The sequence below is a fragment of the Streptomyces sp. NPDC002889 genome (assembly GCF_042888425.1).
Taxonomy (GTDB): domain Bacteria; phylum Actinomycetota; class Actinomycetes; order Streptomycetales; family Streptomycetaceae; genus Streptomyces.
In genome coordinates, this window is the sequence record NZ_JBIAPT010000002.1 from 1 (window position 1) to 22,506 (window position 22,506).

Below are 22,506 nucleotides of genomic sequence, written 5' to 3' on the forward strand. Positions count from 1 at the left end.
AGGGTAAGGCTCCCAGTAGACGACTGGGTTGATAGGCCAGATGTGGAAGCCGGGCAACCGGTGAAGCTGACTGGTACTAATAGGCCGAGGGCTTGTCCTCAGTTGCTCGCGTCCACTGTGTTAGTTCTGAAGTAACGAACTGTCGAGCCCCGTCCTGGGGTTCCGGGTCGATATCTTCATAGTGTTTCGGTGGTCATTGCGTTAGGGAAACGCCCGGTTACATTCCGAACCCGGAAGCTAAGCCTTTCAGCGCCGATGGTACTGCAGGGGGGACCCTGTGGGAGAGTAGGACGCCGCCGAACAATCATTGTGGGAAAGCCCCGCACCATCTGGTGCGGGGCTTTCCTGCGTTTAGGGTCAGGGTATGCGCTATGACCTGGTGATCTTCGACAATGACGGTGTGCTCGTCGACAGCGAGCCCATTTCCAACACCATCCTGGCCGGCTATCTCACCGAGCTCGGCCACCCCACCTCGTACGAGGACTCCCTGCGGGACTACATGGGGGGCGCCGTGCATCGGGTGCACGACCTGGTGCGGGAGCGGACCGGGCTGGTGCTGCCCGAGAGCTTCGACGAGACCCTGCACGCTCGTGTCTTCGCCGCCTTCGAGCGGGAGTTGGCCGCCGTCGACGGGGTGACCGACGTGCTGGGGAAGCTGGGTGCGGACGGAGTGCCGTACTGCGTCGCGTCGTCCGGGAGCCATGAGCGGATCCGGGTCGCGCATCGCAGGACCGGGCTGGACCGCTGGTTCGCCGAAGGGACCGTATTCAGTGCGCAGGACGTGGGGCGGGGCAAGCCGGCGCCTGATCTCTTTCTGCATGCCGCCGAGCGGTTGGGGGTGGCGCCGGAACGTTGCGTGGTCGTGGAGGACAGTCCTCTCGGCGTGCAGGCGGCGAGGGCGGCGGGGATGGATGTGTACGGGTTCACGGCCATGACGTCCGCGCAGAAGCTGCCGGGGGCCAAGGGGTACTTCACGACGATGGCGGAGCTGCCCGCATTGCTCGTGTGATCCATCTACCTCTCGGTAGGGCCCGGGCCTACGCTGTGCGGCCATGACAGATGCGCGATTGCGGCACGGACGGGCCTCGTTGGCGTTGAGCTTCTTCGCGCAGGGGGTGGCCTTCGCTCTCCTCGTGACCCGGATACCCGCTGTGCAGGACCGGTACGGGATATCCGATGCCCTCCTGCCGCTCTTTCTCGCCGCTGTGCCGATCCTGGCCGGCGCGTCGAGCGTCCTGACCGAGCGGCTGGTGCGCCAGGTCGCGCCCAGCGCGGTGCTGAGGTGGGCCCAGCCCCTGGTGTTCCTGGCGCTTCTCGGGGTCGGGGCGGGCAGTGAGATGTGGCAGGTGGCCGTCGCCCTGGGGGTGTTCGGGCTGTCGGTCGGGGCGCTGGACGCGTCGATGAACATGCTGGGGGTCAGTCTTCAGCGGGCCTACGGGCGCAGCATCATGCTCGGCTTTCACGCGGTGTACAGCCTCGGTGGCATCGCCGGGGCGTCACTCGCGTGGGTGGGGGCGCACTGGGACCTCGCCCTGGTCGTCTCGTATCTGCCGGTGATCACGGTGCTGCTGCCCGTGGTGCTGGTGGGGAGCCGGTGGTACGCGGACGGGGAGCGGGCGCGCAGCGACGCGAACGCCGGCGCCGGGCAGGGCGGGGACGGGGTGGCGTTCCGCGTCCTGCTGCCGCTGTGTCTGGTGATGACCTTCGCGTACATAGGGGACTCCACCGTCTCCAACTGGAGCGCCAAGTATCTGCAGGACGTCCTGGGGAGTTCGGAGGAGCTGGCGACCGTCCCGTACAACGCCTACATGGTGACGACGCTGGTGGGCCGGGCCGTCGGGGATCTCGGAGTGCGGTGGTTCGGGGCGGTGGCGGTCGTCAGGTGCGGAGCGGTGCTGGCCGCGGCCGGGTTCGCGGTGGTGGCCTGCGCGCCGGGTGCGTGGGTGGGGATGATCGGGTTCACCCTGCTGGGGTTCGGGCTGTGCGTGATCGTGCCGCAGACGTTCGCGGCGGCCGGAAAGCATGCCTCCGAGAAGCACGGCCCGGGCGCGAGCGACGCGGCGGTGGCCCGGCTGAACGTTTTCAACTATGTGGGGTTCCTGATCGGCTCGCCGTTGGTGGGCGCTGTCGGGGACGCGTGGAGCTACCGCGGTGCGATGCTCGTGCCGATGGTGTTGGTGCTGGCGACGCTGGTGTACTCCCGGTCGTTCGGGGCCGCGGATGCCCGATACGGTGGCGGTCATGAGCGGCCGCGGGTTGTTGATGTGGGACGAGGCGGTAACGAAGTATGACTTCGGGAGCAGCCATCCGATGGATCCGGTTCGGCTTGCGCTGACCATGGGGTTGGTGCGGGCGTACGAGCTGGATCGCGCCATGAACGTCGTGGCCGCGAAGCCGGCCGGGGACTCGACCCTCAAGCTCGTGCACCGCGAGGACTATGTGGCGGCGGTGCGGGCGGCGTCGGCGGACCCGAGGGCTGCGGACCAGTCGTACGGGCTGGGGACGCTCGACGATCCGGCGTTCGCCGGGATGCACGAGGCGTCGGCGCTCATCGCCGGGCAGTCCGTGGGGGCGGCGGAGGCGGTCTGGCGCGGGGACACGGCGCATGCGGTGAACTTCGCGGGCGGGCTGCATCATGCGATGCCGGGGTCGGCGGCGGGATTCTGTATCTACAACGACGCGTCGCTGGCGATCGCGCGGCTGCTGGAGCTGGGGGCGGAGCGGGTCGCGTACGTGGATGTGGACGTGCACCACGGAGACGGGGTGCAGGCGGCGTTCTGGGACGATCCGCGGGTACTGACGATCTCGCTGCACGAGCATCCGCAGATGCTGTTCCCGGGCACCGGATGGCCACAGGAGACGGGCGGGCCCGGTGGTGGGGAGGGCGCTGCCGTGAACGTGGCGCTGCCGGCGGGGACGGGGGACGCGGGGTGGCTGCGGGCGTTCCATGCGGTGGTGCCGGAGCTGGTCGCCGACTTCAGGCCGCAGGTACTGGTGACGCAGCACGGGGCGGACACGCACTTCGAGGATCCGCTGGCGCACCTGGCGGTGTCGCTGGATGCGCAGCGGGTGGTGCAGGAAGCGTGCCATGGGCTGGCCCACGAGTACGTGGAAGGTGGCCGGTGGGTGGCGCTGGGCGGTGGCGGGTACGCGGTGGTGGATGTGGTGCCGCGGTCGTGGACGCACCTGGTGGGGATCGCCGCCCATGCGCCGGTGGACCCGGAGTCGGTGGTTCCGCCGTCGTGGCGCGATGAGGTGTACGCGCGGACGCGGCAGTTGGCGCCGGCGAGGATGACGGATGGGCGGAGTTCGGTGGCATGGCGGCCGTGGGAAGAGGGGTACGACCCGGCGGATCGTGTCGACCAGGCGGTGCTGGCGACGCGGCGTGCGGTGTTCCCGCTGCGAGGGTTGCTGCCGTAGGGGAGCGGTTCCCCTCCATCGGTCCTTGAGCCAGGGTCCCGCCCATCCCCGCGAGCCAAGGCTCTGCGCCGCCGGACGTGGCCGAGGCGCTGTCTGCCGGGCTGCTGGAGTGGCTCGATCCGAACCGGCCCCCGGCACGGCACAGCGGTGGCCGAGCGCCGCTCGGCGGCCTTGAGCGTCGGCGGGCGTCCCACACGCCCCATGGTCGCTTCGGTGTGGATGCATTACGCCAACTGTGGGGCGTCACCACGCTTTCGGTCCGGGGCTCGTCCTCGTGCGTCAGCATCGGGAGCGTGATGGGCAGGGGAGCGCTGCGGGCGCATTTGGTCGGGGTCGGGTTGGCCGGCGAGGTGGGAACCTCGCGTGAGACCAGTCTGCGCAGTTATCGCGCCTTCGCCGCCAGGGATCCGCGCGTCACCCTCGGACTCCTTCCCGAATCGACCTGGGGTGAGCGGGAGTTGATCGCGCTCATGGCCGACAAGTGCGGTGTGTCGGGTGATCCCGCGCATGTGGCGGGGGCCGACGTCATCGACCCGGAGCGGACGCTGTGTGCGCTCGACGCGTTCGCGGGGCGGCTGGGCGAGGTGGTCCGGCGGCGTGCGCCCGTGCTGTTCGGGACCGGGCATCCGCAGCGGCTGCTCGGGTTCTACGCCGGGCTGGCAGACGCTTTGTCGGCGGCGGGGTGTCCCGTACTCACACCCGCGCAGGGGCGATCTGTCGACATAACGACCCGGTTCGGCGTACGCACGTACACCGTGTGGTACGTACAGGGAGTCGCGCTGCTGTGCGAACCGGGCAGTCAGGAGACCGGGCGCATTCGGGGGGCGCACAGTCATTCGCCGCTGCCGGTCAGGGTCGTTCTCGAGGCGGCCGTCGAGCGCGGGGGCCCACTGCCCGAGCTGGTCGTGGGGGATCACGGCTGGGTCTGCGGGGCAGGTCAGCTGGGTATCGAGGCCATCGGCCTGGCGGACACCGACGACCCCGCCCTGTTCGTGGGTGAGGCCGAGGGGCGGGTTTCGGTCGCGGTGCCACTTGATGACGCCGTGCGGTCCGATTACTACCGGCCGCTGACGCGCTATGTACTCAATCGAGCGTGTCTGTCACAGTAGGCGGCCGATCGCTGCTCCTCTTCCCCACTCGCATCACCCGCCCCTAGTCTGGGGAGTGAGCGCACAGCGACGAAGAGTCACCGGAGGGGAAGCCGGTACGCGTCGGGTGCGGAAGGTACAGGTGGGTCATGGCTGCTGGCAGCGAGAGGCCTCTCAATGAGGTCAAGTTTCTTACCGTGGCAGAGGTTGCCTCTGTCATGCGAGTGTCGAAGATGACGGTGTACCGCTTGGTACACAGCGGTCATCTGCCGGCGATCCGGGTGGGGAGGTCGTTCAGGGTGCCGGAGCAAGCGGTTCATGAGTATCTCCGCGAATCCTTCGTGGGGGTGGAATCCGCGTAATGAGGGGTGGACGATTGCCCTCGGATTACGTCCCTCACTCGGCGGCAGGTAGGCTAGGCCGACGTAGGTCGTGTGGGCCCAGACGCCCCGCACCGAGTGAAGAGAAGTGAGCGAGGGTAGTCGTGGGCTCTGTTATCAAGAAGCGGCGCAAGCGGATGGCCAAGAAGAAGCACCGCAAGCTGCTCAAGCGCACCCGCGTTCAGCGTCGCAACAAGAAGTAGGCGACAGCTGTACGTGTTTGTCTCGGCCCTTCCACCGACTGGTGGAAGGGCCGAGGTGCGTTTGGGCCAAAAGTGCGCCCGGCGGTCATCACAGGGCAACACCGAAGCGCTACGGTGACGCACAGGACCTAGGGGAAGGCGCTGATCTTGGGGCAGGTCGTGCTCGTCACCGGGGTGGCCCGGCAGCTCGGGGGCCGTCTGGTGCGGCGTATCCAGCGGGATCCCGAGGTGGAACGGGTGATCGGTGTCGACGTGATGGCGCCGGCCCACCATCTGGGTGGCGCCGAATTCGTACAGGCGGACATCCGCCAGCCCGCGATAGGGCGGGTGCTGGCCGAGCATGCCGTGGACACCGTGGTGCACATGGACGTCACGGGCACGCCGCTGGGTGCCGGAGGCCGTACGGCGGTCAAGGAGACCAATGTCATCGGCACCATGCAGCTGCTCGGCGCCTGCCAGAAGTCGCCCACGGTCAAGCGGCTGGTGATCAAGTCGAGCACGAGTGTGTACGGCTCGGCCCCACGCGACCCTGCCGTCTTCATGGAGACCACATCACCCAAGTCGCTGCCGAGCGGAGGGTTCGCCAAGGACGCGGTGGAGGTCGAGGGGTACGTGCGCGGCTTCGCCAGGCGCCGCCCCGACGTCGCCGTGTGCGTGCTGCGCTTCGCGAACATCCTGGGCCCGTGCGCGGACTCGCCGCTCGCCGAGTTCTTCACGCTGCCGGTCATGCCGACCGTCTTCGGCTACGACCCGCGACTGCAGTTCGTACACGAGGACGACGTCATCGATGTGCTGCGGATCGCCCTGCACGAGCCGCGGCGCGGGACGCTGAACAGTGGCACGTTCAATATTGCCGGGGACGGGGTGCTGACGCTCTCCCAGTGCTCGCGGCGCTTGGGGCGGCCCACCCTGCCGGTGCTGCTGCCGGCGGTGACCTGGGTCGGCTCCGCGCTGCGTACGGTCGGCATCACGGACTTCTCGCCCGAACAGATCCGGCTGCTCACCCACGGCCGGGTCGTGAGCACGGTCCAGATGCGCGAGACGCTGGGCTTCGACCCGAAGTTCACGACCGCTGAAACGTTTGCGGACTTCGCCCGCAGCCGTGCTCCGGGGCTGCTGCCGCCGGAGGCCGTCGCCCGTGCGGTGGACCGGGTCGCGGCGGCGCTGCCGTTCGGGGGCAGCGAGGAGCCGCCCGTACACACGACTGCCAGCGCCGGACAAGCCAGGTAAGGAGCGCAGCCAACGATGGCGGACGCCAAGGTCATTCCGTTCGACGACGACCGTTCGCGCGGCGGAGCGCAGCGCCCGGCGCGACGGCGCCCCGCGGGGGGCGGTCGCAGGAAGGCCGAGCCCACGACCGCGGTGCGGGCGCCGGTGAGCCCGCTGCCGGGGCAGCACGGCGCGGGGGACACCGAGAGCACGGCACGTGGTTCCGGTGCGGCACAGGGCGCCGTGACGGCCGGTCATGAGGGCAGCCACGAGGGCGGTCCCGGGGCCGCCGGTCTCGGGCAGGAGGCTGTGCGGCCGGCGGGCGGTGGTGGCTGGGATCGGCGGGTCGCGGGCGGGCTGGCGTTTCTTCGCCGCCGCCTCACGGGTGACTACGAGGTCGACGAGTTCGGCTACGACGAGGAGCTGACCGACCAGGTTCTGATGTCACTGGTCCGGCCGCTGTACGAGAAGTACTTCCGTGTCGAGGTGAAGGGCATCGAGAACATCCCGTCCGAGGGCGGGGCGCTCGTGGTGTCCAACCACTCGGGGACGTTGCCGCTGGACGGGCTGATGATGCAGGTGGCCGTCCACGACAACCATCCGGCGGGCCGTCACCTGCGGCTGCTCGCCGCCGATCTGGTCTTCATGCTGCCGGTGGTCAACGAACTGGCACGCAAGGCGGGGCACACCCTGGCGTGCGCGGAGGACGCGGAGCGGCTGCTGCAGCGCGGCGAGGTCGTCGGGGTGATGCCGGAAGGCTTCAAGGGCATCGGGAAGCCGTTCAGCGAGCGCTACAAGCTGCAGCGCTTCGGGCGGGGCGGCTTTGTGTCGACGGCGCTGCGTGCGGGTGCGCCGATCGTGCCGTGCTCGATCGTCGGGGCGGAGGAGATCTACCCGATGATCGGCAATGCGAAGACCCTCGCGCGGCTGCTGGGATTCCCGTACTTCCCGATCACGCCCACGTTTCCGTGGCTCGGGCCGCTCGGGGCGGTGCCGCTGCCGACGAAGTGGACGATCCAGTTCGGGGAGCCGATCGCGACGGACGGCTATCCGCCGGAGGCGGCGGAGGATCCGATGCTGATGTTCAATCTGACGGATCAGGTGCGGGAGCAGATCCAGCACACCCTGTACAAGCTGCTGGTGCAGCGCCGGTCCGTCTTCTTCTGAGACATGCCTGAGGGTGGGCCCCGGTCAGGGGCCCACCCTCACGCATGTACGTGTCCCTACTCGTCCTCGCTGCCGAGGCCCAGGCCCGGCAGGATGCCGGGAAGCAGCGGCGGGATGGTGACATCCGGTTCCGGAGGGGTGGACTGTCTGCCGGACGGGGACGGGTCGGTGCCTTTCGCCGGTGGGTCGAGCAGGCCGCCCGTATTGCCGTCGAGCAGTCCGTCGTCCGCCGTCGAACTCGAGCCGGACGGCCGTGGCTTGCTGTTGTCGCCCGTGCGGCCGTCGGCGGTGTCCGCCGCGGACGGTGTCGTACGGCCGGGGCCCGTGGTGCGCCCGGCGTCCTGGGTGGCGCCGGGGCTCTGTGAGCCGGGGCCGCTCCGCGGTGCGCGCGGCAGGAGCGACTCGAGCGGACCGACCTGTTGGTCTATGGCGTCGAAGGCGGAACTCACCTCGTTGCCGACGTCGGTCAACTGGACGGGCAGGCGCTCACGCAGTCCGTTCCACGCGTCGCGGTGCGAGCGGGAGAACGAATTGAGTGTCGCCATCGGGCCGAGCGACCCGTCCCGTTCGTACGCCAGGGAGAGCAGGCGGTGCCCCTCCACGACATCGTGGCGCATGCCGTTGAGCGCGCGGCGGACCTCGCCGAGCGACTCGTGGTCCATGTCGCCGGCGCGGCCGCGCTCCATCAGTCGGCGGGCTTCGCTGAGGCGGGTCGATGCCTGGTCGAGGTAGAGCTCGCCCCGGTCGGACTCCTCGTCCGCCAGGCCGAGCTTGAAGTCCTCCATGCCACGCTTCAGCCCGTACAGCGAGTCACCGGGGAGGGCGTCGGAACTGGCAGCGGCCACTCCGCTGAAGGCGCCCGCGGCGACACCGACGGTCAGACCGCCGGCCGCAAGCCCCTTCGACCAGCGGGAGCGTGGTCGCAGTTTCCGGAGCGGGGAGGCCCGATGGGCGCCGCGGCCGTGGGTCCGCTGCTCGGGCACCGTAGGGCCCTCGGACGCACCTCCCGCGGCGAACATCGATTCCATGGCGGCCACGAGCTGTGCTCGCTGCACCACTTTGACCTCGGGGTCCAGCTCCGGTTTCGGCAGCTCGCCGAGACCGTTCGCCAGGGCCAACAGCCGTCCGTGCTCAGTCGGTTCGACCGACTCTTCCGGCTGCTCGGGGTCCTGATCTTCCAAGGCCTGGGCGAAGGCGTTCGCCCGCCGGTGCGCCGATACGTTCGCGATCACTGGCGGCACCTCCTCTCGTCATAACGGTCGACTCCCCTGGGGGTCTGGAGGGTTGCACGCCTTGAGCGAATCCACACAAACGAGTGAGTGGAAGCGGGTAGGGCGTGTCCACAGGGAGTCTGCATCCCGCACAACGAGCGGCGCGGCACTTGGGTTACGCGCGAAAGATGATCGGACCAGTGCGTCATCGGGGCGTCACCGATTGTGAGTTGGGTAAGGGCCGGAGGGGGGTGGGGGGTGTAACGGCGCGGGGACGGCGGAGGGCGGGACGTGGTGGGTCAGCGGGCGTCGTCGGGGAGGAGCCGGGCCAGTGTCCTGACGGCTCGGTACTGGAGGGTCTTGATCGCGCCCTCGTTCTTCCCCATCACCCTGGCCGTCTCGGCGACGGAGAGGCCCTGCAGGAAGCGCAGGGTCACGCACTCCTGCTGTTGGGGGTTGAGCTTGCGGACCGCTTCGAGCAGTGCGGCGTTCGAGAGTGACTCGAGGACGGAGTCCTCGGGGCTGCGCTCCACCTCATTGGCGTCGAGCATCTCGCCGGTGGTCACTTCGAGCCGGAAGCGGCTCGACTTGAAGTGGTCGGCGACCAGGTTGCGGGCGATGGTCACCAGCCAGGCGCCGAAGTCGCGGCCCTGCCAGGTGAACGTGGAGATACGGCGCAGGGCGCGCAGGAAGGTCTCGCTGGTGAGGTCCTCCGCCGTCGCCTTGCCGCCCACGCGGTAGTAGATGTAGCGGTAGACCGTGTCGCTGTACTGGTCGTAGAGCCGGCCGAAGGCTTCGGCCTCGCCCGCCTGGGCGCGCTCGACCAGTTCCATCATGCGGGCGCTGTCGCTGTCGGCGGTGGGCCTGCGGGCGGTCGTCGCGGCGCCGGAGCTGCTGCGGCTGCCGCGCCTGCCGACCCCCCGCCCGTCACCCGACCGCCGCCCCTCGACGACGGCGCCGCGCGCGGGACCTTTCCCGATGCCGTCGGTCAGGGCGTAGCAGGGGGCGGCCGGGCCGCTGACGGCGAGGCCGGACGTGGCGATTGCGGGGACGGTGTACGCGGTGGGGACAAAGCCACGCAAGTGGTCGAGGACCGCTGCGCGCAGCGTAGCCAGGCCCGAGGCGTCAACCCCGACGTGTGGGTACACGGGACTCCCAGAGGCAGAGCTTCCATCACGTGCAGTGCGGGACCGGTCACCCGTCGTGAGGACTGGTGGGGTCCGTCATGCGTCTGAGGAGAATAACGCTTCGTACAGGCAGTGCTACACCCAGTTGCTCAAATCGTCGTTTCCGTCGCTTCTGTTACGTCTGCGCGACGGATCACGTCCCACATTGTGAGCAGTTATTGATCGAATTAGTGCGTGATCTGTCTTATCGGGTGGTGGGTTGTGGTCGAGCCTCGGCTCCCGGCCCGGTGGGAGGGCCCGGGCGGGGCGGGCGGTGGATCGGCACCGCCGTGCCGTCGCCCCGCCGACCGCCATGCGCCGCGATGCGGGGCGGACGGCTTGCGAACACCGAGGCCGCGGCAGTGGCGGTGGTCAGGGCCGGTGGCCTGCGGCGATCGTCGGTGGCGGTCGTCAGCGACGGCGGCGGTGCAGGGCGACCGCGGCCGCCGTGCCACCGGCCAGGGCGCCCACCCCGGCCGCGGCCGGGATGCCGACCTTGGCCGCCTTGCGGCCCGTCCGGTAGTCCCGCAGCCGCCAGTCCAGCGACCGCGCATGCCTGCGCAGCTTGGTGTCGGGATTGATCGCGTACGGATGGCCCACCAGCGAGAGCATCGGGATGTCGTTGTGCGAGTCGCTGTAGGCGGCGCACCGGCCGAGGTCCAGCCCCTCGGCGGCGGCCAGGGCACGTACCGCCTCGGCCTTGGCCGGCCCGTGCAGCGGTTCGCCCACCAGCTTGCCCGTGTAGACGCCGTCGACGGACTCGGCGACCGTGCCGAGCGCGCCGGTCAGGCCGAGCCGCCGGGCGATGATCGTGGCGGTCTCGACCGGGGCGGCGGTCACCAGCCAGACCTTCTGGCCCGCGTCGAGATGAGCCTGGGCGAGGGCCCGGGTGCCGGGCCAGATGCGGTCGGCCATGTACTCGTCGTAGATCTCCTCGCCGATGCTCATCAGTTCGGAGACGCGGTGGCCCTTGACGATGGACAGGGCGCTCTCGCGTGCGTCCTGCATATGCTCGGGATCCTCGACGCCGGCGAGCCGGAACCACGCCTGCTGCCAGGCGAAGCGCGCCAGTTCACGACGCTGGAAGAACTTCCGCTTGTACAGGCCGCGCCCGAAGTGGAAGATCGCGGCGCCCTGCATGACCGTGTTGTCGAGGTCGAAGAAGGCGGCGGCCCGGTCGTCCCCGGCGACGGGGAACTCCGGTTCTGTCGGCGCGGCTGTCTCGAGTTGTGCGTCGAGGGCCTCGTACGCCTGTGAGGACTTACGGGCTGCCTCGGCTGCGGCCTCGCCTGCGAGCACGCTGCGTGCGGTGGCGGGGCGCCTGCGGGGGGTGAGCCATCCCAGTGCGGCCATGACGTGAGCATAGCCATTCCGCCTGGCACTTCCCGACCCGCCGGGGAGCAGTGGCGTGAACACTGCGCGACTCCCCTGTTAAGCGGACGGCCGGCGGCGGGCGGGTCCGGGCGTGGGCGGGCGGAGAATGGGCGTATGAGTCCCCTGCTGCGGCGTACGAAGAAGAAGGCCGGTGAGCGCGTGGTCACGCTGATCGGGAAGCCCGGGTGTCATCTGTGCGACGACGCGCGGGTGGTGATCGAGGCGGTGTGTGCGCAGACCGGCGCTTCGTGGGAGGAGAAGGACATCACGCAGGACGAGGAGCTGCACCGTGCCTACTGGGAGCAGATCCCGGTGGTGCTGGTCGACGGGGAGCAGCACACGTTCTGGAAGGTGGACGCCGGACGGCTCCGTCGCGCGTTGGGGGCATAGCGGCGAAGGCGGTTACCATCATGGTCGTTTTGCTGGGTTTTCTCCGGCGGGCCCGGCTCTATCGGGACGCGATGAGGACAGGGCACAGTAGGCGGAATCAGCGGTCGCGGGGGCGTCATCGTGAGGAGTGTCCATGGCTGTGCCCCCATCGGCTCTTCAACGGACCGGGGTGGTCCGGGGTTCCGGGATCGGACGTACGGATGGCGTGACCCCGGTCACTTTGGTCGGACAAAGCGGACACCATCTTTGTGCACGCGTTCACAAAGACATAGCCTGCACTCGACGGGGCGGCCTCGGAACACGTGGTCGCCTGCAGCCTCGCTCATCCCGCAGGAGCACCGTGGCAACTGGCCGAAATCACCGACCGGCGACCCGTAGCCGAGGAATCCCCGAGGCCACCGTCGCCCGGCTTCCGCTGTATCTGCGCGCACTGACCGCGCTGTCCGAGCGGTCCGTACCCACGGTTTCCTCCGAGGAACTCGCGGCCGCCGCGGGGGTCAACTCCGCGAAGCTGCGCAAGGACTTCTCGTACCTCGGCTCGTACGGGACCCGCGGGGTCGGTTACGACGTCGAGTACCTCGTCTACCAGATCTCCCGTGAGCTCGGTCTGACCCAGGACTGGCCGGTCGTGATCGTCGGTATCGGTAACCTCGGCGCCGCGCTGGCCAACTACGGCGGCTTCGCCTCGCGTGGATTTCGCGTCGCCGCGCTGATCGACGCCGACCCGGAGATGGCCGGCAAGCCTGTCGCGGGCATGCCCGTGCAGCACACCGACGAGCTCGAGAAGATCATCAAGGACAACGGGGTGTCCATCGGCGTCATCTCGACGCCCGCGGGCGCGGCCCAGCCGGTGTGCGAGCGCCTGATCGCGGCCGGCGTCACCTCGATCCTGAACTTCGCGCCCACCGTCCTGTCGGTTCCCGACGGCGTCGACGTGCGCAAGGTCGACCTCTCCATCGAGCTGCAGATCCTCGCCTTCCACGAGCAGCGCAAGGCCGGCGAGGAAGCCGAGGCCGCAGGCCGGAAGGGACCCGACGGGGACATGCCCGCCGTGATGCCGGCATGAGTCTCCTGGTCGTCGGGCTGAGCCATCGCAGTGCGCCGGTGAGCGTGCTGGAGCGGGCATCCCTGCCCTCGGACGCGCAGATCAAGCTGCTCCAGGACACCCTGGCCGCGGAGCCGGCGGTCGAGGCGGCGGTGCTGGCCACCTGCAACCGCATCGAGCTGTACGCCGACGTGGACAAGTTCCACGCCGGTGTCGCCGAGCTGTCCACGCTGCTCGCCCAGCACAGCGGGGTGGGCCTCGAGGAGCTCACTCCCTATCTGTACGTGCACTACGAGGACCGGGCCGTCCACCACCTGTTCTCGGTGGCCTGCGGGCTGGACTCCATGGTCGTCGGCGAGGGGCAGATCCTCGGGCAGATCAAGGACGCGCTCGCGCTCGGGCAGGAACTGCACACCGCCGGGCGACTGATCAACGACCTGTTCCAGCAGGCCCTGCGGGTCGGCAAGCGCGCACACAGCGAGACCGGGATCGACCGGGCCGGGCAGTCGCTCGTCACGTTCGGTCTCGAGCAGCTGGCCGCGGGCGCACCGGTCGAGACGTGGGCCGCGGGCAAGCGGGCGCTGGTCATCGGCGCCGGCTCGATGTCCTCGCTCGCCGCGACGACGCTGGCCCGTCTCGGCGTACGCGAACTGGTCATCGCGAACCGGACACAGGACCGCGCCGAGCGGTTGGCGGCGGCGCTGACGGAGCCTGGCGGCGTGAGTGCTCATGCCGTATCCATGGCGGACGTGGCCGAAGAGCTGACACGTGCCGATGTGGCCGTGTCGTGCACCGGCGCGACCGGGCTGGTGCTGACGGCGGAGTCCGTCGCGGCGGCGCTGGCGCAGCATGTCGTGCCGGTGGCCTCTTCCGGCGTCGATCTGAGGGCCCCCGAGGGCAGCGTGGTCGCGCGTCTGGCCGCCGCGGCCGCACGTGACGGGCGGGTCGCCGAGACCCCGGGGCGCGTCGACGACACGGAGGGCTTCCCGACCGCCCTGCAGACGGCGCCCACGACCGGTGCCGACAACGCAGCGATCGGCAGCGCGGCCGAGTGCCCCGTCGGGCTGGACGACTCGCTCGCGCAGCACGGCGCCTGGGTCGACAACGCCTCGAGGGCCCCGCGGCCCGTCAAGAACCCCGTCATCGTGCACGGCACGGGACCGGTGCGGCTCGCGCTGCTCGACCTCGCCATGCCCCGTGACATCGACGCCGCCGTCCACCGTCTGCCCGGGGTCCGGCTCGTCGACATCGAATCGCTCGCCGAGGCTTCCGCCGACGCGCCGATGGCCACGGACGTGGACCAGGTGCGCGTCATCGTCTCCGACGAGGTGGCCGCCTTCGGCGCCGCCCAGCGCGCCGCTCACATCACTCCGACCGTGGTCGCCCTGCGCACCATGGCCGCCGATGTGGTGGCCGGTGAGGTCGCCCGGCTCGAGGGTCGTCTGCCCGGTCTGGACGAGAGGCAGCGCGCCGAGATCACCCAGACCGTGCGCCGCGTCGTGGACAAGCTCCTGCACGCGCCGACGGTGCGGGTCAAGCAGCTGGCCAGCGAACCGGGCGGCGCCGGGTACGCGGACGCGCTGCGCACACTCTTCGACCTCGACCCGGAGACGGTCGCCTCCGTCAGCCGGGCCGACCTGAATGACGCCGATGTCAAGAACCGAGGGCGAGTATGACCGAGAGGGCACTGAGGCTCGGGACCAGGCGCAGCAAGCTGGCCATGGCCCAGTCCGGGCATGTCGCGGAGGCGGTGCGCCGGGTGACCGGCCGTCCCGTCGATCTCGTCGAGATCACCACGTACGGCGACGTCTCCCGTGAGCACCTCGCGCAGATCGGCGGCACGGGTGTGTTCGTCGCCGCGCTGCGCGACGCGCTGCTGCGCGACGAGGTCGACTTCGCCGTGCACTCGCTCAAGGATCTGCCGACCGCGCAGCACGAGGAGCTCGTGCTCGCCGCGATCCCTGAGCGTGAGGATCCGCGGGACGTGCTGGTCGCACGGGACGGGCTGACGCTCGCCCGGCTGCCGCACGGCGCCCGGGTGGGCACCGGCTCGCCGCGCCGGATGGCGCAGCTGAACGCGTTCGCGCGCTCACACGGGCTGCGGATCGAGACCGTACCGATCCGCGGAAACATCGACACCCGCGTCGGCTATGTCCGAAACGGTGAGCTGGACGCGGTGGTTCTCGCCGCGGCCGGGCTCAGCCGGATCGGACGGACCGACGAGGTGACCGACTTCCTGTCGGTCGACTCAGTCCTGCCCGCCCCCGGCCAGGGGGCACTGGCAGTCGAGTGCACCGCAGCCAATGCGGAACTCGCCGCCGCGCTCGCCGAACTCGACGACCCGCACACACGGGTCGCCGTGACCGCCGAGCGTTCCCTGCTCGCCGCCCTGGAGGCCGGCTGCTCCGCACCTGTGGGTGCGTTGGCCGACCTGCTGGACGACGGACAGGTTGTCACCGAAATGCGCCTGCGCGGCGTCGTCGGCACGACCGACGGCTCGACGCTGGTGCAGCTGTCCACCACCGGTCCCGTACCCACGTCGCACGACGACGCCATGGCGCTCGGGCGCGAACTCGCGTCCGAGATGCTCGCCAAGGGTGCGGCTGGTCTTATGGGGGAGCGAGCACTTTGAGCCCCACCACCTCGAACCTGTCGGCCCTTCCCGCGCACGGTCACGGGCATGTCACCTTCCTGGGGGCCGGTCCCGGCGATCCCGGTCTGCTGACCTTGCGCGCCGTAGAGGCGCTCGCGTGCGCCGACGTGCTGATCGCCGAGCCGGATGTGCTCGACGTCGTACGCGGCCATGCGCGGGCGAGCGTAAGCACGCCTGAACTGACGATTGTTGACGACGTGTCAACAACCGCCGGTATCCCCGTCCTCAGGGACGCGGCCAATCTTGTCATGGAGGCTGCGCGCTCAGGCAAGCGGGTCGTCCGTGCGGTGACCGGCGATCCCGGCCTCGACACCGACGCAGGTCAGGAGATGCTCGCCTGCGCCGCCGAAGGGATTCCCTTCGAGGTCGTACCGGGTATTGCCACAGCCGTCGGCGTGCCTGCGTACGCCGGTGTGCCGCTGCGCGACGCGCAGGGCACGGACGTCCGGTTCGTGGACGCCCGTACGGCGAGCGACCGGTGCTGGACCGAGGTCGGCGCGAGCGACGGCACGGTCGTCGTCTCCACCACCCTGGAGACAGTCGCCGCCACGGCGGGTGAACTCGTGGCGGCGGGCCGTAAGCCCGACACCCCGATGACCGTCACCGTCGCCGGCACCACGACGCGGCAGCGGACGTGGACGGCCACGCTCGGCACGATTGCGCAGACGCTGAAGCAGGCGAAGGTGCTGCCGTCCCCCGACGGCCACCAGTCGGTCATAGCCGTGGTCGGTGAGCGCAGTGCCGCTGCCCAGCGCGACCAGCTCGCGTGGTTCGAGTCCAAGCCGCTGTTCGGCTGGAAGGTGCTCGTTCCGCGGACCAAGGAGCAGGCGGCGTCGCTCTCCGACCAGTTGAGGTCCTACGGTGCGGTGCCGCACGAGGTGCCGACCATCGCGGTCGAACCGCCACGCACACCCCAGCAGATGGAGCGCGCGGTCAAGGGCCTGGTGACCGGCCGCTACGAGTGGATCGCCTTCACCTCGGTCAACGCGGTCAAGGCGGTGCGGGAGAAGTTCGAGGAGTACGGGCTCGACGCACGTGCCTTCGCGGGCATCAAGGTCGCCGCCGTGGGCGAGCAGACCGCTGCCGCGCTGGTCGACTTCGGCGTCAAGCCGGACCTGGTGCCGAGCGGTGAGCAGTCCGCGGCGGGTCTCCTCGATGACTGGCCGCCGTACGACCCCGTCTTCGACCCGATCGACCGGGTCTTCCTGCCGCGAGCTGACATCGCGACCGAGACGCTGGTGGCCGGGCTCATAGATCTGGGCTGGGAGGTCGACGACGTGACCGCCTACCGGACCGTGCGCGCGTCGCCGCCGCCGGCGGACACGCGTGAGGCGATCAAGGGGGGCGGCTTCGATGCCGTGCTCTTCACGTCGTCGTCCACCGTGCGGAACCTGGTGGGTATCGCCGGGAAGCCGCACAACGTGACCGTGATCGCCTGCATCGGCCCGGCCACCGCGAAGACGGCGGAGGAGCACGGCCTGCGGGTGGACGTGCTGTCGCCGGAGCCGTCGGTGCACAAGCTCGCCGAGGCGCTGGCGGAGTTCGGGGCGAGGCGGCGTGTGGCGGCCGTGGAGGCCGGGGAGCATGTGACGCGGCCGAGCGAGCGCAGGCCTGGCGGGCGGCGTCGTCGCACGACGTGACGCCTGCCGGGGCGGTGAATTCGGGGCGGGTGGGGTTCTTTTCCCCTACCCGCCCCTTCCCGTGACGGGGGGCAAGCCCCCGGACGGCCTTCGGCCGGGTCGTCGATCGCCGGACGGGCTGCTTCTGGCGACGCGGTCCGCACCATGCAGCCTCGCCGGCGTTCGAGGCGCGGGGGTCCGGGGGCCGAGCCTCCGCATGGGCCGACGCGCTGTCGGTAATTGCCCCGTCCGGGCGGGCGTAGCGTGGCACGTATGACTGTGTACGGATCCTTTCCCGGCGCCCGGCCGCGGCGCCTGCGGACCACTCCCGCCCTGCGGCGCATGGTCGCCGAGACCCGGCTGCATCCCGCCGATCTGATCCTTCCCGCCTTCGTACGGGAGGGGATCAGCGAGCCCGTTCCGATCTCGGCCATGCCCGGCGTCGTGCAGCACTCGCGCGACACCCTGCGCAAGGCAGCCGTCGAGGCCCGCGAGGCGGGTGTTGCCGGGATCATGCTCTTCGGGGTGCCGGAGGACGCGAAGAAGGACGCCCTCGGTACGGCGGGAACCGACCCGGGCGGAATCCTCCAGGCCGCGATCCGGGATGTGAAGGCAGAGGTGGGCGACGAACTCGTCATCATGTCCGACCTGTGTCTGGACGAGTACACGGATCACGGGCACTGCGGCGTTCTCGACGCGGACGGGCGGGTCGACAACGACGCGACGCTGGAGCGGTACGCCGAGATGGCCCAGGTCCAGGCGGACGCGGGTGTCCATGTGGTGGGCGCCAGCGGAATGATGGACGGCCAGGTCGGTGTCATCCGGGATGCGCTGGACCGGACCAGCCACGAGGACGTGTCGATCCTCGCGTACACGGCGAAGTATTCGTCGGCCTTCTACGGGCCGTTCCGCGAGGCCGTCGGATCCTCGCTGCGCGGCGACCGCAAGACGTACCAGCAGGACCCGGCAAACGTCCGCGAGTCGATGCGCGAGCTGGCGCTGGACCTCGAGGAGGGCGCCGACATGGTGATGGTGAAGCCGGCCGGACCTTACCTGGACGTCCTGGCGAAGGTCGCGCAAGCGGTGGATGTGCCGGTCGCGGCGTACCAGATCAGTGGTGAGTACGCGATGGTCGAGGCAGCCGCGGAGAAGGGCTGGATCGACCGGGACAAGGCGATCGCGGAGACACTGCTCGGCATCAAGCGCGCCGGCGCGAGCATGATCCTGACCTACTGGGCGACCGAGGCCGCCCGGGGCCTCGGCGCAGGTCGCTGACGAGGACGCCCAGGGGTCCGGGGCGAGCGTGAGCACCGGGCCGCCGGGGTCCTTGGAGTCGCGGACGTGCACGGCGGCCGGGTGGGCGGCGACCTCGACGCACTGCCCGCCCTCGCTGCCGCTGTGGCTGGACTTGCGCCAGGCGTAGGCCACTTCGAGGCTGTGCACGGCGTGCCGCCCGGCCGCGGATACCTACTGCGGCTGTGGCTGTACGAGCAAGGGGCCGCGCTGCGGGTCGAGGTGCACGACAGCGTGACGGGCGGCCCGGTGTCCGCGCCTCGGAGGGGGAGTCGGGGCGCGGACTGCTGCTGGTGGACGCGCCGGCCGACGCCTGGGGTATCGGCCGGCGCGCTCCGGGCAACGCGCTCCGGGCAAGGTGATGTGGTGTCGCGTTCACCCGGCCGTGAGTCGAGGGGCCATTTCACGGCCGGATGAACGACGTGGCTGTGCCTACGACGCGTCGAGCACCGTGCCGGTCAGCGCCGGGCCGTGCGGCTCACCTTCGTCGTCGGTGGGCTGGAGGCCCACGTACTCCTTCGGCTCGGCCACCTGGTCCCTCACCGTGGGCACAGTCACCTCCGCGCTGGTCTTCCCAACGGGTACCGCCGCCCACAGATAGGCGTACTCCAGCTGGGACAGCGGGATGTCACCCTCGGGGACGTTGCCGATCATGTCGAGCAGCCACTGCCGGTCGACGTCCTTGGTGGACAGCTCGGGGCGGCCCGGGACGGGCGCGAACCGCAGCGTCCTCGTCATCTCGACGTCGGCGGGTGCGGACAGGGTGACCTGCCACTTCAGGGGCTGCCCCTCGGTCACCTCGCCGGCGACCGGCTTCACGGTGATCTCGGGCATCGGGTCGTCGTTCTCGGCGGTGACGCCGCCTGAGTGCGAGCCGACGACGGTCCCGCGGACCGCCTTCACGAGCACGTCGTGGGACACGTCCCAGGCGAACCGCTTGTTGCCCCTCACCTTCACCGTCACGTCGATGCCGCTGCTGCCGGGTCGCACGGTCACCAGCCGGTCCTTCGCCTTGCCGGTGACCGGGTCGAGGACGTACAGCCGCACGGTGCCGCTGCCCTTGCCGGACACACGCACGGGCACCCGGTACGTGCGTTCGCCCGAGTCGCCTTCCTTGACCTTCAGGCGGCCGATGTCGACACGGGTCAGCGCTGCCTCCCGCACGACGGGGGTGCCCGGGCTCCAGGCCCAGGCGTCCATCAGCCACGCCCGCCCGGAGCGGTTGCGCGGGATCAGCTCCAGGGAGGCGACCCGGCGCAGGTCGAGGCCGGCGCGGGTGGCGGCGGTGAGCGGTACGCGCACTTCGCGTGCCCAGTAGGAGGCGGTGCGGTCGCTGCCCGGCAGCCCGTCCACCCGCACGCGACCGAGGTTCGCCCGCTTGCCGGAGGCGTCGGTGACGGACACGTCGAGCTGCGTGCCGGTGGAGTTCGGCGGCACGAACACGCGCAGCGCGAGGCTCTTGGCACCCTTGGCGGAGAGCGGCTTCTCGGGGCGCACCTTCACCGCGGTGCCCGGCGCAGACCAGCGCAGTGCCACGGCGCGGCGGCCGGTCTCGCGTTCCGGCTGCCACTGCGCGAAATGCGGCGAGGAGCCGCCGGCCTCCGCGTCAAGGCATGCGGTGCGCGGGTCGGGGTCGATCGCGGAGCACAGCCGTGCTCCGGTCACCTTCACGGAGCCGTCCGGCAGGAAGCCGGCGCCGCGGTTCGCGCCGACCGCGTGGGTCAGCACCCGCGCGGGGTCGGCGGAGGGCGCCCGGCGGCCCGAGCCGTCGAGCAGCTCGCGCACCCGGTCGTCCCCGGCGACGAACAGCCGGGCCGCGGCGGCGATGTATGTGGCGCCGGCCCGGTGCTGCTGATCGGCGGTCAGCCGGGTCGCGGTGCCCGGCGAGCACACCGGGTCCGGCTGCTCGGGGTCGTGCCAGAAGTCGTCCTCGGCGGGTGCCTGGGCCCGGCCCGGTGTCCACTCGCTGTTGAAGTAGTTGTGGTTGGCGCCGACCATGTGGACCGCGCTGTGCAGGGCACTGCCCCGGCTGACGCCGCGGGTGCCGTCGGCGTACACCTGGCCCTGGAGGTCGGAGACGTCGCCGTCGCAGCCCGGCAGGATCGTCAGCGACGGCACATCCGGCACCGGGTTCTGGCCGAAGATCGTCGGTCCGATGAGCACGGTGCCGCGGATGTGCCAGCGCACCTTGCCGCGGTGGCCGTCCTGGCCGGCCGGGGGCGGGTAGAGGCTGTCCATGGCAGCGCGGTTGACACCCTCGCCGCCACGCGAGTGGCCGACGAGCAGGACGCGGGACAGGTCGGCCTTCGGTGCCTTGCGTACGGCCGAGGGTGCCGTGGCCGGCTTGGCGGCCCAGTCGGCCCAGTGGGCCAGGTGCGTCCGCACCAGCGAGGAACGCGCCTGAGCTCCGCCGTCCTCGGCGTTTCCGTCCTGGCCGTTGATGCCGTTGGCGGCGACCGACACGGTCACGTAGCCCTGGGAGGCCAGCAGCTGCTGGTCGCGCAGATAGCCCCGGTGGCTCGGGATCGGCTTGGCGCCCTTGGCGCAGGGCCAGTCGATGTTCGACTCCTCGCCGCCCGGCACGTAGCAGGTGGCGTGCCGGCCGTGCAGGAAGAGTGCGATCGGACGCTTGCCGGTGGCGCCCTTCGGCGCGACGACTACGCCGCGCATTTCGACGGGTGCCGAGAAGCCCGGCAGGCGGACCGGGGCGAGCGTGTACTCGCCGGTGACCGTGCGGTACGTGCCCGGTTTGCCCGGGTCGACGGATCCCGCCGGGAGCTCCGCGAGCGGCTTGGCGGCGGGTGGCGCGGAACGCCGGTGCCGGGCGTCGGACGCCCCATCGGCCTCCTGGTCCAGCCGTCGGCCCGCCGCCAGTACCTGGAGGTCTGTCAGATCTGCTGTGCGCGCGTCGTCGAGGGGCAGCCGGAAGGTCCGGCCGTCCTTCTCCGGCTCGGGCACGCCGACCAGCTTGCCGTCGGCGTGGAACTCCACGCGCGCGTCGCCCGCCGGCACCGGCCGCGGGGAACGCCACTCCAGCGCGTTCTCCCCGTCGGTGTTCGTGATCCTCCAGCCGGGCGGCAGGACACCGTTGTCTTTCGCCGCCGTGGCGGGCCGGATCTCAGGTGGCTGCGGCCGGGCCTGCGCCACCGCCGGCGACACGCCCGCCACCGTGAGCACCGCTGTCGCGGTAACCCATATCCTCCGGGCACGTATCAACGGTCCCCTCCTCAAGCCCATGGGTGGGGCGCCCGGTTCGGCCGGGTGCCTCTCGATCTCCGAGGACGGGGAGAAGATCCCGTGGGTTGCCTGTGGGGCCGCGCGAACATGGTGCGGCCGCGGACCCGGGGGAGCGCCCCGGGGCCGCGGCCCGTTCATGAGCCCATCAGGGCGATCAGCAGTAGAGGTTCCCGCCGGGGGCGACGCCCAGGATCTGGGTGAACTGCTGGTACTTGGAGACCCGGCTCTGGACCTGCGCCGGGTTCTTCCCGTCGCACTCCAGGGAGCCGTTGATGGAGCGGATGGTCTGGCCGAAACCGGCCTGGTTGACCATCGCGTTGTGCGGGGTCATCGTGCCGGGGCCGTTCTGGGTGTTCCAGTACCACAGGCCGGTCTTCCAGGCCACGGCCGCCTCGCGCTCGACCCGCCACGGGTTGTTCAGCAGATCGATGCCGAGCGCGTCGCCCGCCGCCTTGTAGTTGAAGTTCCAGCTGAGCTGGATCGGCCCGCGGCCGTAGTACGCGGCCTGGCCGGCCGGGCAGCCGTAGGACTGGCTCCAGTCGCAGTAGTGCGGGTAGTTGGCGGTGTTCTGCTCCACGACGTGGACCAGTCCGCCGGTCTCGTGGCTGACGTTGGCGAGGAAGGCCGCGGCCTCCTGCTTCTTGATGGTGTCACTGCCGGTGTTGGCGAAGCCCGGGTAGGCACTCAGGGCCGCGGTGAGTCCGCTGTACGTGTAGAACGCGTTCCGGTTCGGGAACATCTGGTTGAACTGCGCCTCGCTCACCACGAAGCCGGAGGGGGACGGGTTCCCGCCGCCGCTACAGGTGTACGGGTCCCAGTACCACGTGCTGATCGTCGGGTCGTAACCGGGGTTGTCGTGCTCGGCTATGTAGTAAGCGCCGTTGTATCGGACAACGTTGCCAGTCGTGTACCAGGCGCCGGCCTGCCAGTTGGGCGCGGTGTCGCAGACGCCGGCTGCGGACGCGGCCGATGCGGAGGGCATCAACACTGCGGCGAGGCCGGTGGCGACGAGGACCGCGACCAGCAGCGCCATGAGGCGATTTCTCACGAC

Annotated in this window: 19 protein-coding genes, 2 rRNA genes and 2 pseudogenes; 17 read left to right on the forward strand and 6 right to left on the reverse strand. The window is 70.5% G+C overall.

What is annotated here, in order from left to right; genetic code table 11:
• From ACFYWI_RS02775 to ACFYWI_RS02820, 10 genes are all read left to right on the forward strand, one after another.
• Nucleotides 1-100: ribosomal RNA gene (locus ACFYWI_RS02775) — 23S ribosomal RNA — on the forward strand; the annotation flags it as partial.
• A gap of 85 nt (nt 101-185) precedes the next feature.
• Nucleotides 186-302: ribosomal RNA gene (gene rrf, locus ACFYWI_RS02780) — 5S ribosomal RNA — on the forward strand.
• A gap of 62 nt (nt 303-364) precedes the next feature.
• A complete protein-coding gene (locus ACFYWI_RS02785) occupies nt 365-1,009 on the forward strand; it encodes an HAD family hydrolase (protein WP_389224462.1) in 645 nt (214 codons plus the stop codon).
• A gap of 43 nt (nt 1,010-1,052) precedes the next feature.
• Entirely contained in the window at nt 1,053-2,291 is a 1,239-nt protein-coding gene (locus ACFYWI_RS02790) for an MFS transporter (RefSeq protein ID WP_389224464.1), read from the forward strand.
• Entirely contained in the window at nt 2,242-3,420 is a 1,179-nt protein-coding gene (locus tag ACFYWI_RS02795) for an acetoin utilization protein AcuC (protein ID WP_389224466.1), read from the forward strand. Before ACFYWI_RS02790 ends, ACFYWI_RS02795 begins: the two co-directional genes overlap by 50 nt.
• Nucleotides 3,421-3,713: 293 nt before the next feature.
• Entirely contained in the window at nt 3,714-4,529 is an 816-nt protein-coding gene (locus ACFYWI_RS02800; protein ID WP_389224468.1) for a phosphatase, read from the forward strand.
• Nucleotides 4,530-4,657: 128 nt separating this feature from the next.
• Nucleotides 4,658-4,870: a helix-turn-helix domain-containing protein gene (locus tag ACFYWI_RS02805; RefSeq protein ID WP_014046653.1), complete on the forward strand. Its 213-nt coding sequence runs from the start codon at nt 4,658-4,660 to the stop codon at nt 4,868-4,870.
• A 122-nt stretch (nt 4,871-4,992) separates the two neighbouring features.
• On the forward strand, nt 4,993-5,091 hold the full coding sequence (locus ACFYWI_RS02810; RefSeq protein WP_003948845.1) for a 30S ribosomal protein bS22: 99 nt from the start codon (nt 4,993-4,995) through the stop codon (nt 5,089-5,091).
• Between the two features lie 147 nt (nt 5,092-5,238).
• Nucleotides 5,239-6,321 carry an NAD-dependent epimerase/dehydratase family protein gene (locus ACFYWI_RS02815; RefSeq protein ID WP_389224470.1) on the forward strand — a complete coding sequence of 361 codons (1,083 nt, stop codon included), beginning with the start codon at nt 5,239-5,241 and terminating at the stop codon, nt 6,319-6,321.
• A 15-nt stretch (nt 6,322-6,336) separates the two neighbouring features.
• Complete coding sequence (locus ACFYWI_RS02820) at nt 6,337-7,467, forward strand: lysophospholipid acyltransferase family protein (RefSeq protein WP_389224472.1); 1,131 nt, start codon at nt 6,337-6,339, stop codon at nt 7,465-7,467.
• Between the two features lie 56 nt (nt 7,468-7,523).
• Here the strand turns inward: ACFYWI_RS02820 and ACFYWI_RS02825 are convergent, their stop codons facing one another.
• The 3 genes from ACFYWI_RS02825 to ACFYWI_RS02835 form a co-directional block, all read right to left on the reverse strand.
• Nucleotides 7,524-8,699, reverse strand: coding sequence for a DUF5667 domain-containing protein (locus tag ACFYWI_RS02825; RefSeq protein WP_389224474.1), 1,176 nt, complete (start codon nt 8,697-8,699; stop codon nt 7,524-7,526).
• A gap of 278 nt (nt 8,700-8,977) precedes the next feature.
• Nucleotides 8,978-9,826 carry an ECF subfamily RNA polymerase sigma factor, BldN family gene (locus ACFYWI_RS02830; RefSeq protein ID WP_389224476.1) on the reverse strand — a complete coding sequence of 283 codons (849 nt, stop codon included), beginning with the start codon at nt 9,824-9,826 and terminating at the stop codon, nt 8,978-8,980.
• A gap of 429 nt (nt 9,827-10,255) precedes the next feature.
• Nucleotides 10,256-11,197: an HAD family hydrolase gene (locus ACFYWI_RS02835; RefSeq protein WP_389224478.1), complete on the reverse strand. Its 942-nt coding sequence runs from the start codon at nt 11,195-11,197 to the stop codon at nt 10,256-10,258.
• A 135-nt stretch (nt 11,198-11,332) separates the two neighbouring features.
• Between ACFYWI_RS02835 and ACFYWI_RS02840 the strand changes: the two genes are divergently transcribed.
• From ACFYWI_RS02840 to hemB, 6 genes are all read left to right on the forward strand, one after another.
• Nucleotides 11,333-11,608, forward strand: a complete 276-nt coding sequence (locus ACFYWI_RS02840; RefSeq protein WP_389224480.1) for a glutaredoxin family protein — start codon at nt 11,333-11,335, stop codon at nt 11,606-11,608.
• A 340-nt stretch (nt 11,609-11,948) separates the two neighbouring features.
• Entirely contained in the window at nt 11,949-12,674 is a 726-nt protein-coding gene (locus ACFYWI_RS02845) for a redox-sensing transcriptional repressor Rex (protein ID WP_389224482.1), read from the forward strand.
• A complete protein-coding gene (locus ACFYWI_RS02850) occupies nt 12,671-14,329 on the forward strand; it encodes a glutamyl-tRNA reductase (RefSeq protein WP_389224484.1) in 1,659 nt (552 codons plus the stop codon). Before ACFYWI_RS02845 ends, ACFYWI_RS02850 begins: the two co-directional genes overlap by 4 nt.
• The gene (hemC, locus tag ACFYWI_RS02855) at nt 14,326-15,285 is read left to right on the forward strand and encodes a hydroxymethylbilane synthase (protein ID WP_389224486.1); all 960 of its coding nucleotides are present in this window, start codon (nt 14,326-14,328) and stop codon (nt 15,283-15,285) included. The genes ACFYWI_RS02850 and hemC overlap by 4 nt, the downstream gene beginning before the upstream one ends.
• Nucleotides 15,282-16,946, forward strand: coding sequence for a uroporphyrinogen-III synthase (locus ACFYWI_RS02860; protein WP_389224488.1), 1,665 nt, complete (start codon nt 15,282-15,284; stop codon nt 16,944-16,946). The genes hemC and ACFYWI_RS02860 overlap by 4 nt, the downstream gene beginning before the upstream one ends.
• A gap of 252 nt (nt 16,947-17,198) precedes the next feature.
• A complete protein-coding gene (gene hemB / locus ACFYWI_RS02865) occupies nt 17,199-18,200 on the forward strand; it encodes a porphobilinogen synthase (protein ID WP_389224490.1) in 1,002 nt (333 codons plus the stop codon).
• A 3-nt stretch (nt 18,201-18,203) separates the two neighbouring features.
• Here the strand turns inward: hemB and ACFYWI_RS02870 are convergent.
• Nucleotides 18,204-18,368 (reverse strand): annotated as a pseudogene (locus ACFYWI_RS02870) (DUF397 domain-containing protein); the annotation flags it as partial.
• Between ACFYWI_RS02870 and ACFYWI_RS02875 the strand changes: the two are divergent.
• Nucleotides 18,363-18,580 (forward strand): annotated as a pseudogene (locus ACFYWI_RS02875) (ATP-binding protein); the annotation flags it as partial. The pseudogenes ACFYWI_RS02870 and ACFYWI_RS02875 sit on opposite strands and share 6 nt — an antisense overlap.
• Nucleotides 18,581-18,650: 70 nt before the next feature.
• On the opposite strand, the gene ACFYWI_RS02880 reads toward ACFYWI_RS02875, so the two are convergent.
• Together ACFYWI_RS02880 and ACFYWI_RS02885 are read right to left on the reverse strand one after the other, a co-directional pair.
• Nucleotides 18,651-21,434 carry an alpha/beta hydrolase family protein gene (locus ACFYWI_RS02880; protein ID WP_389224492.1) on the reverse strand — a complete coding sequence of 928 codons (2,784 nt, stop codon included), beginning with the start codon at nt 21,432-21,434 and terminating at the stop codon, nt 18,651-18,653.
• Nucleotides 21,435-21,609: 175 nt separating this feature from the next.
• Nucleotides 21,610-22,488, reverse strand: coding sequence for a glycoside hydrolase family 19 protein (locus ACFYWI_RS02885; protein ID WP_389225191.1), 879 nt, complete (start codon nt 22,486-22,488; stop codon nt 21,610-21,612).
• Nucleotides 22,489-22,506: the final 18 nt, after the last annotated feature.

What these genes read in the sequence shown, in the direction of transcription:
- ACFYWI_RS02785 (WP_389224462.1), top strand. Translation starts at nt 365, where the DNA reads ATGCGCTATGACCTGGTGATCTTCGACAATGACGGTGTGCTCGTCGAC.
- ACFYWI_RS02790 (WP_389224464.1), top strand. Translation starts at nt 1,053, where the DNA reads ATGACAGATGCGCGATTGCGGCACGGACGGGCCTCGTTGGCGTTGAGC.
- ACFYWI_RS02795 (WP_389224466.1), top strand. Translation starts at nt 2,242, where the DNA reads ATGAGCGGCCGCGGGTTGTTGATGTGGGACGAGGCGGTAACGAAGTAT.
- ACFYWI_RS02805 (WP_014046653.1), top strand. Translation starts at nt 4,658, where the DNA reads ATGGCTGCTGGCAGCGAGAGGCCTCTCAATGAGGTCAAGTTTCTTACC.
- ACFYWI_RS02820 (WP_389224472.1), top strand. Translation starts at nt 6,337, where the DNA reads ATGGCGGACGCCAAGGTCATTCCGTTCGACGACGACCGTTCGCGCGGC.
- ACFYWI_RS02835 (WP_389224478.1), bottom strand. Translation starts at nt 11,197, where the DNA reads ATGGCCGCACTGGGATGGCTCACCCCCCGCAGGCGCCCCGCCACCGCA.
- ACFYWI_RS02840 (WP_389224480.1), top strand. Translation starts at nt 11,333, where the DNA reads ATGAGTCCCCTGCTGCGGCGTACGAAGAAGAAGGCCGGTGAGCGCGTG.
- ACFYWI_RS02850 (WP_389224484.1), top strand. Translation starts at nt 12,671, where the DNA reads ATGAGTCTCCTGGTCGTCGGGCTGAGCCATCGCAGTGCGCCGGTGAGC.
- hemC (WP_389224486.1), top strand. Translation starts at nt 14,326, where the DNA reads ATGACCGAGAGGGCACTGAGGCTCGGGACCAGGCGCAGCAAGCTGGCC.
- hemB (WP_389224490.1), top strand. Translation starts at nt 17,199, where the DNA reads ATGACTGTGTACGGATCCTTTCCCGGCGCCCGGCCGCGGCGCCTGCGG.
- ACFYWI_RS02885 (WP_389225191.1), bottom strand. Translation starts at nt 22,488, where the DNA reads ATGGCGCTGCTGGTCGCGGTCCTCGTCGCCACCGGCCTCGCCGCAGTG.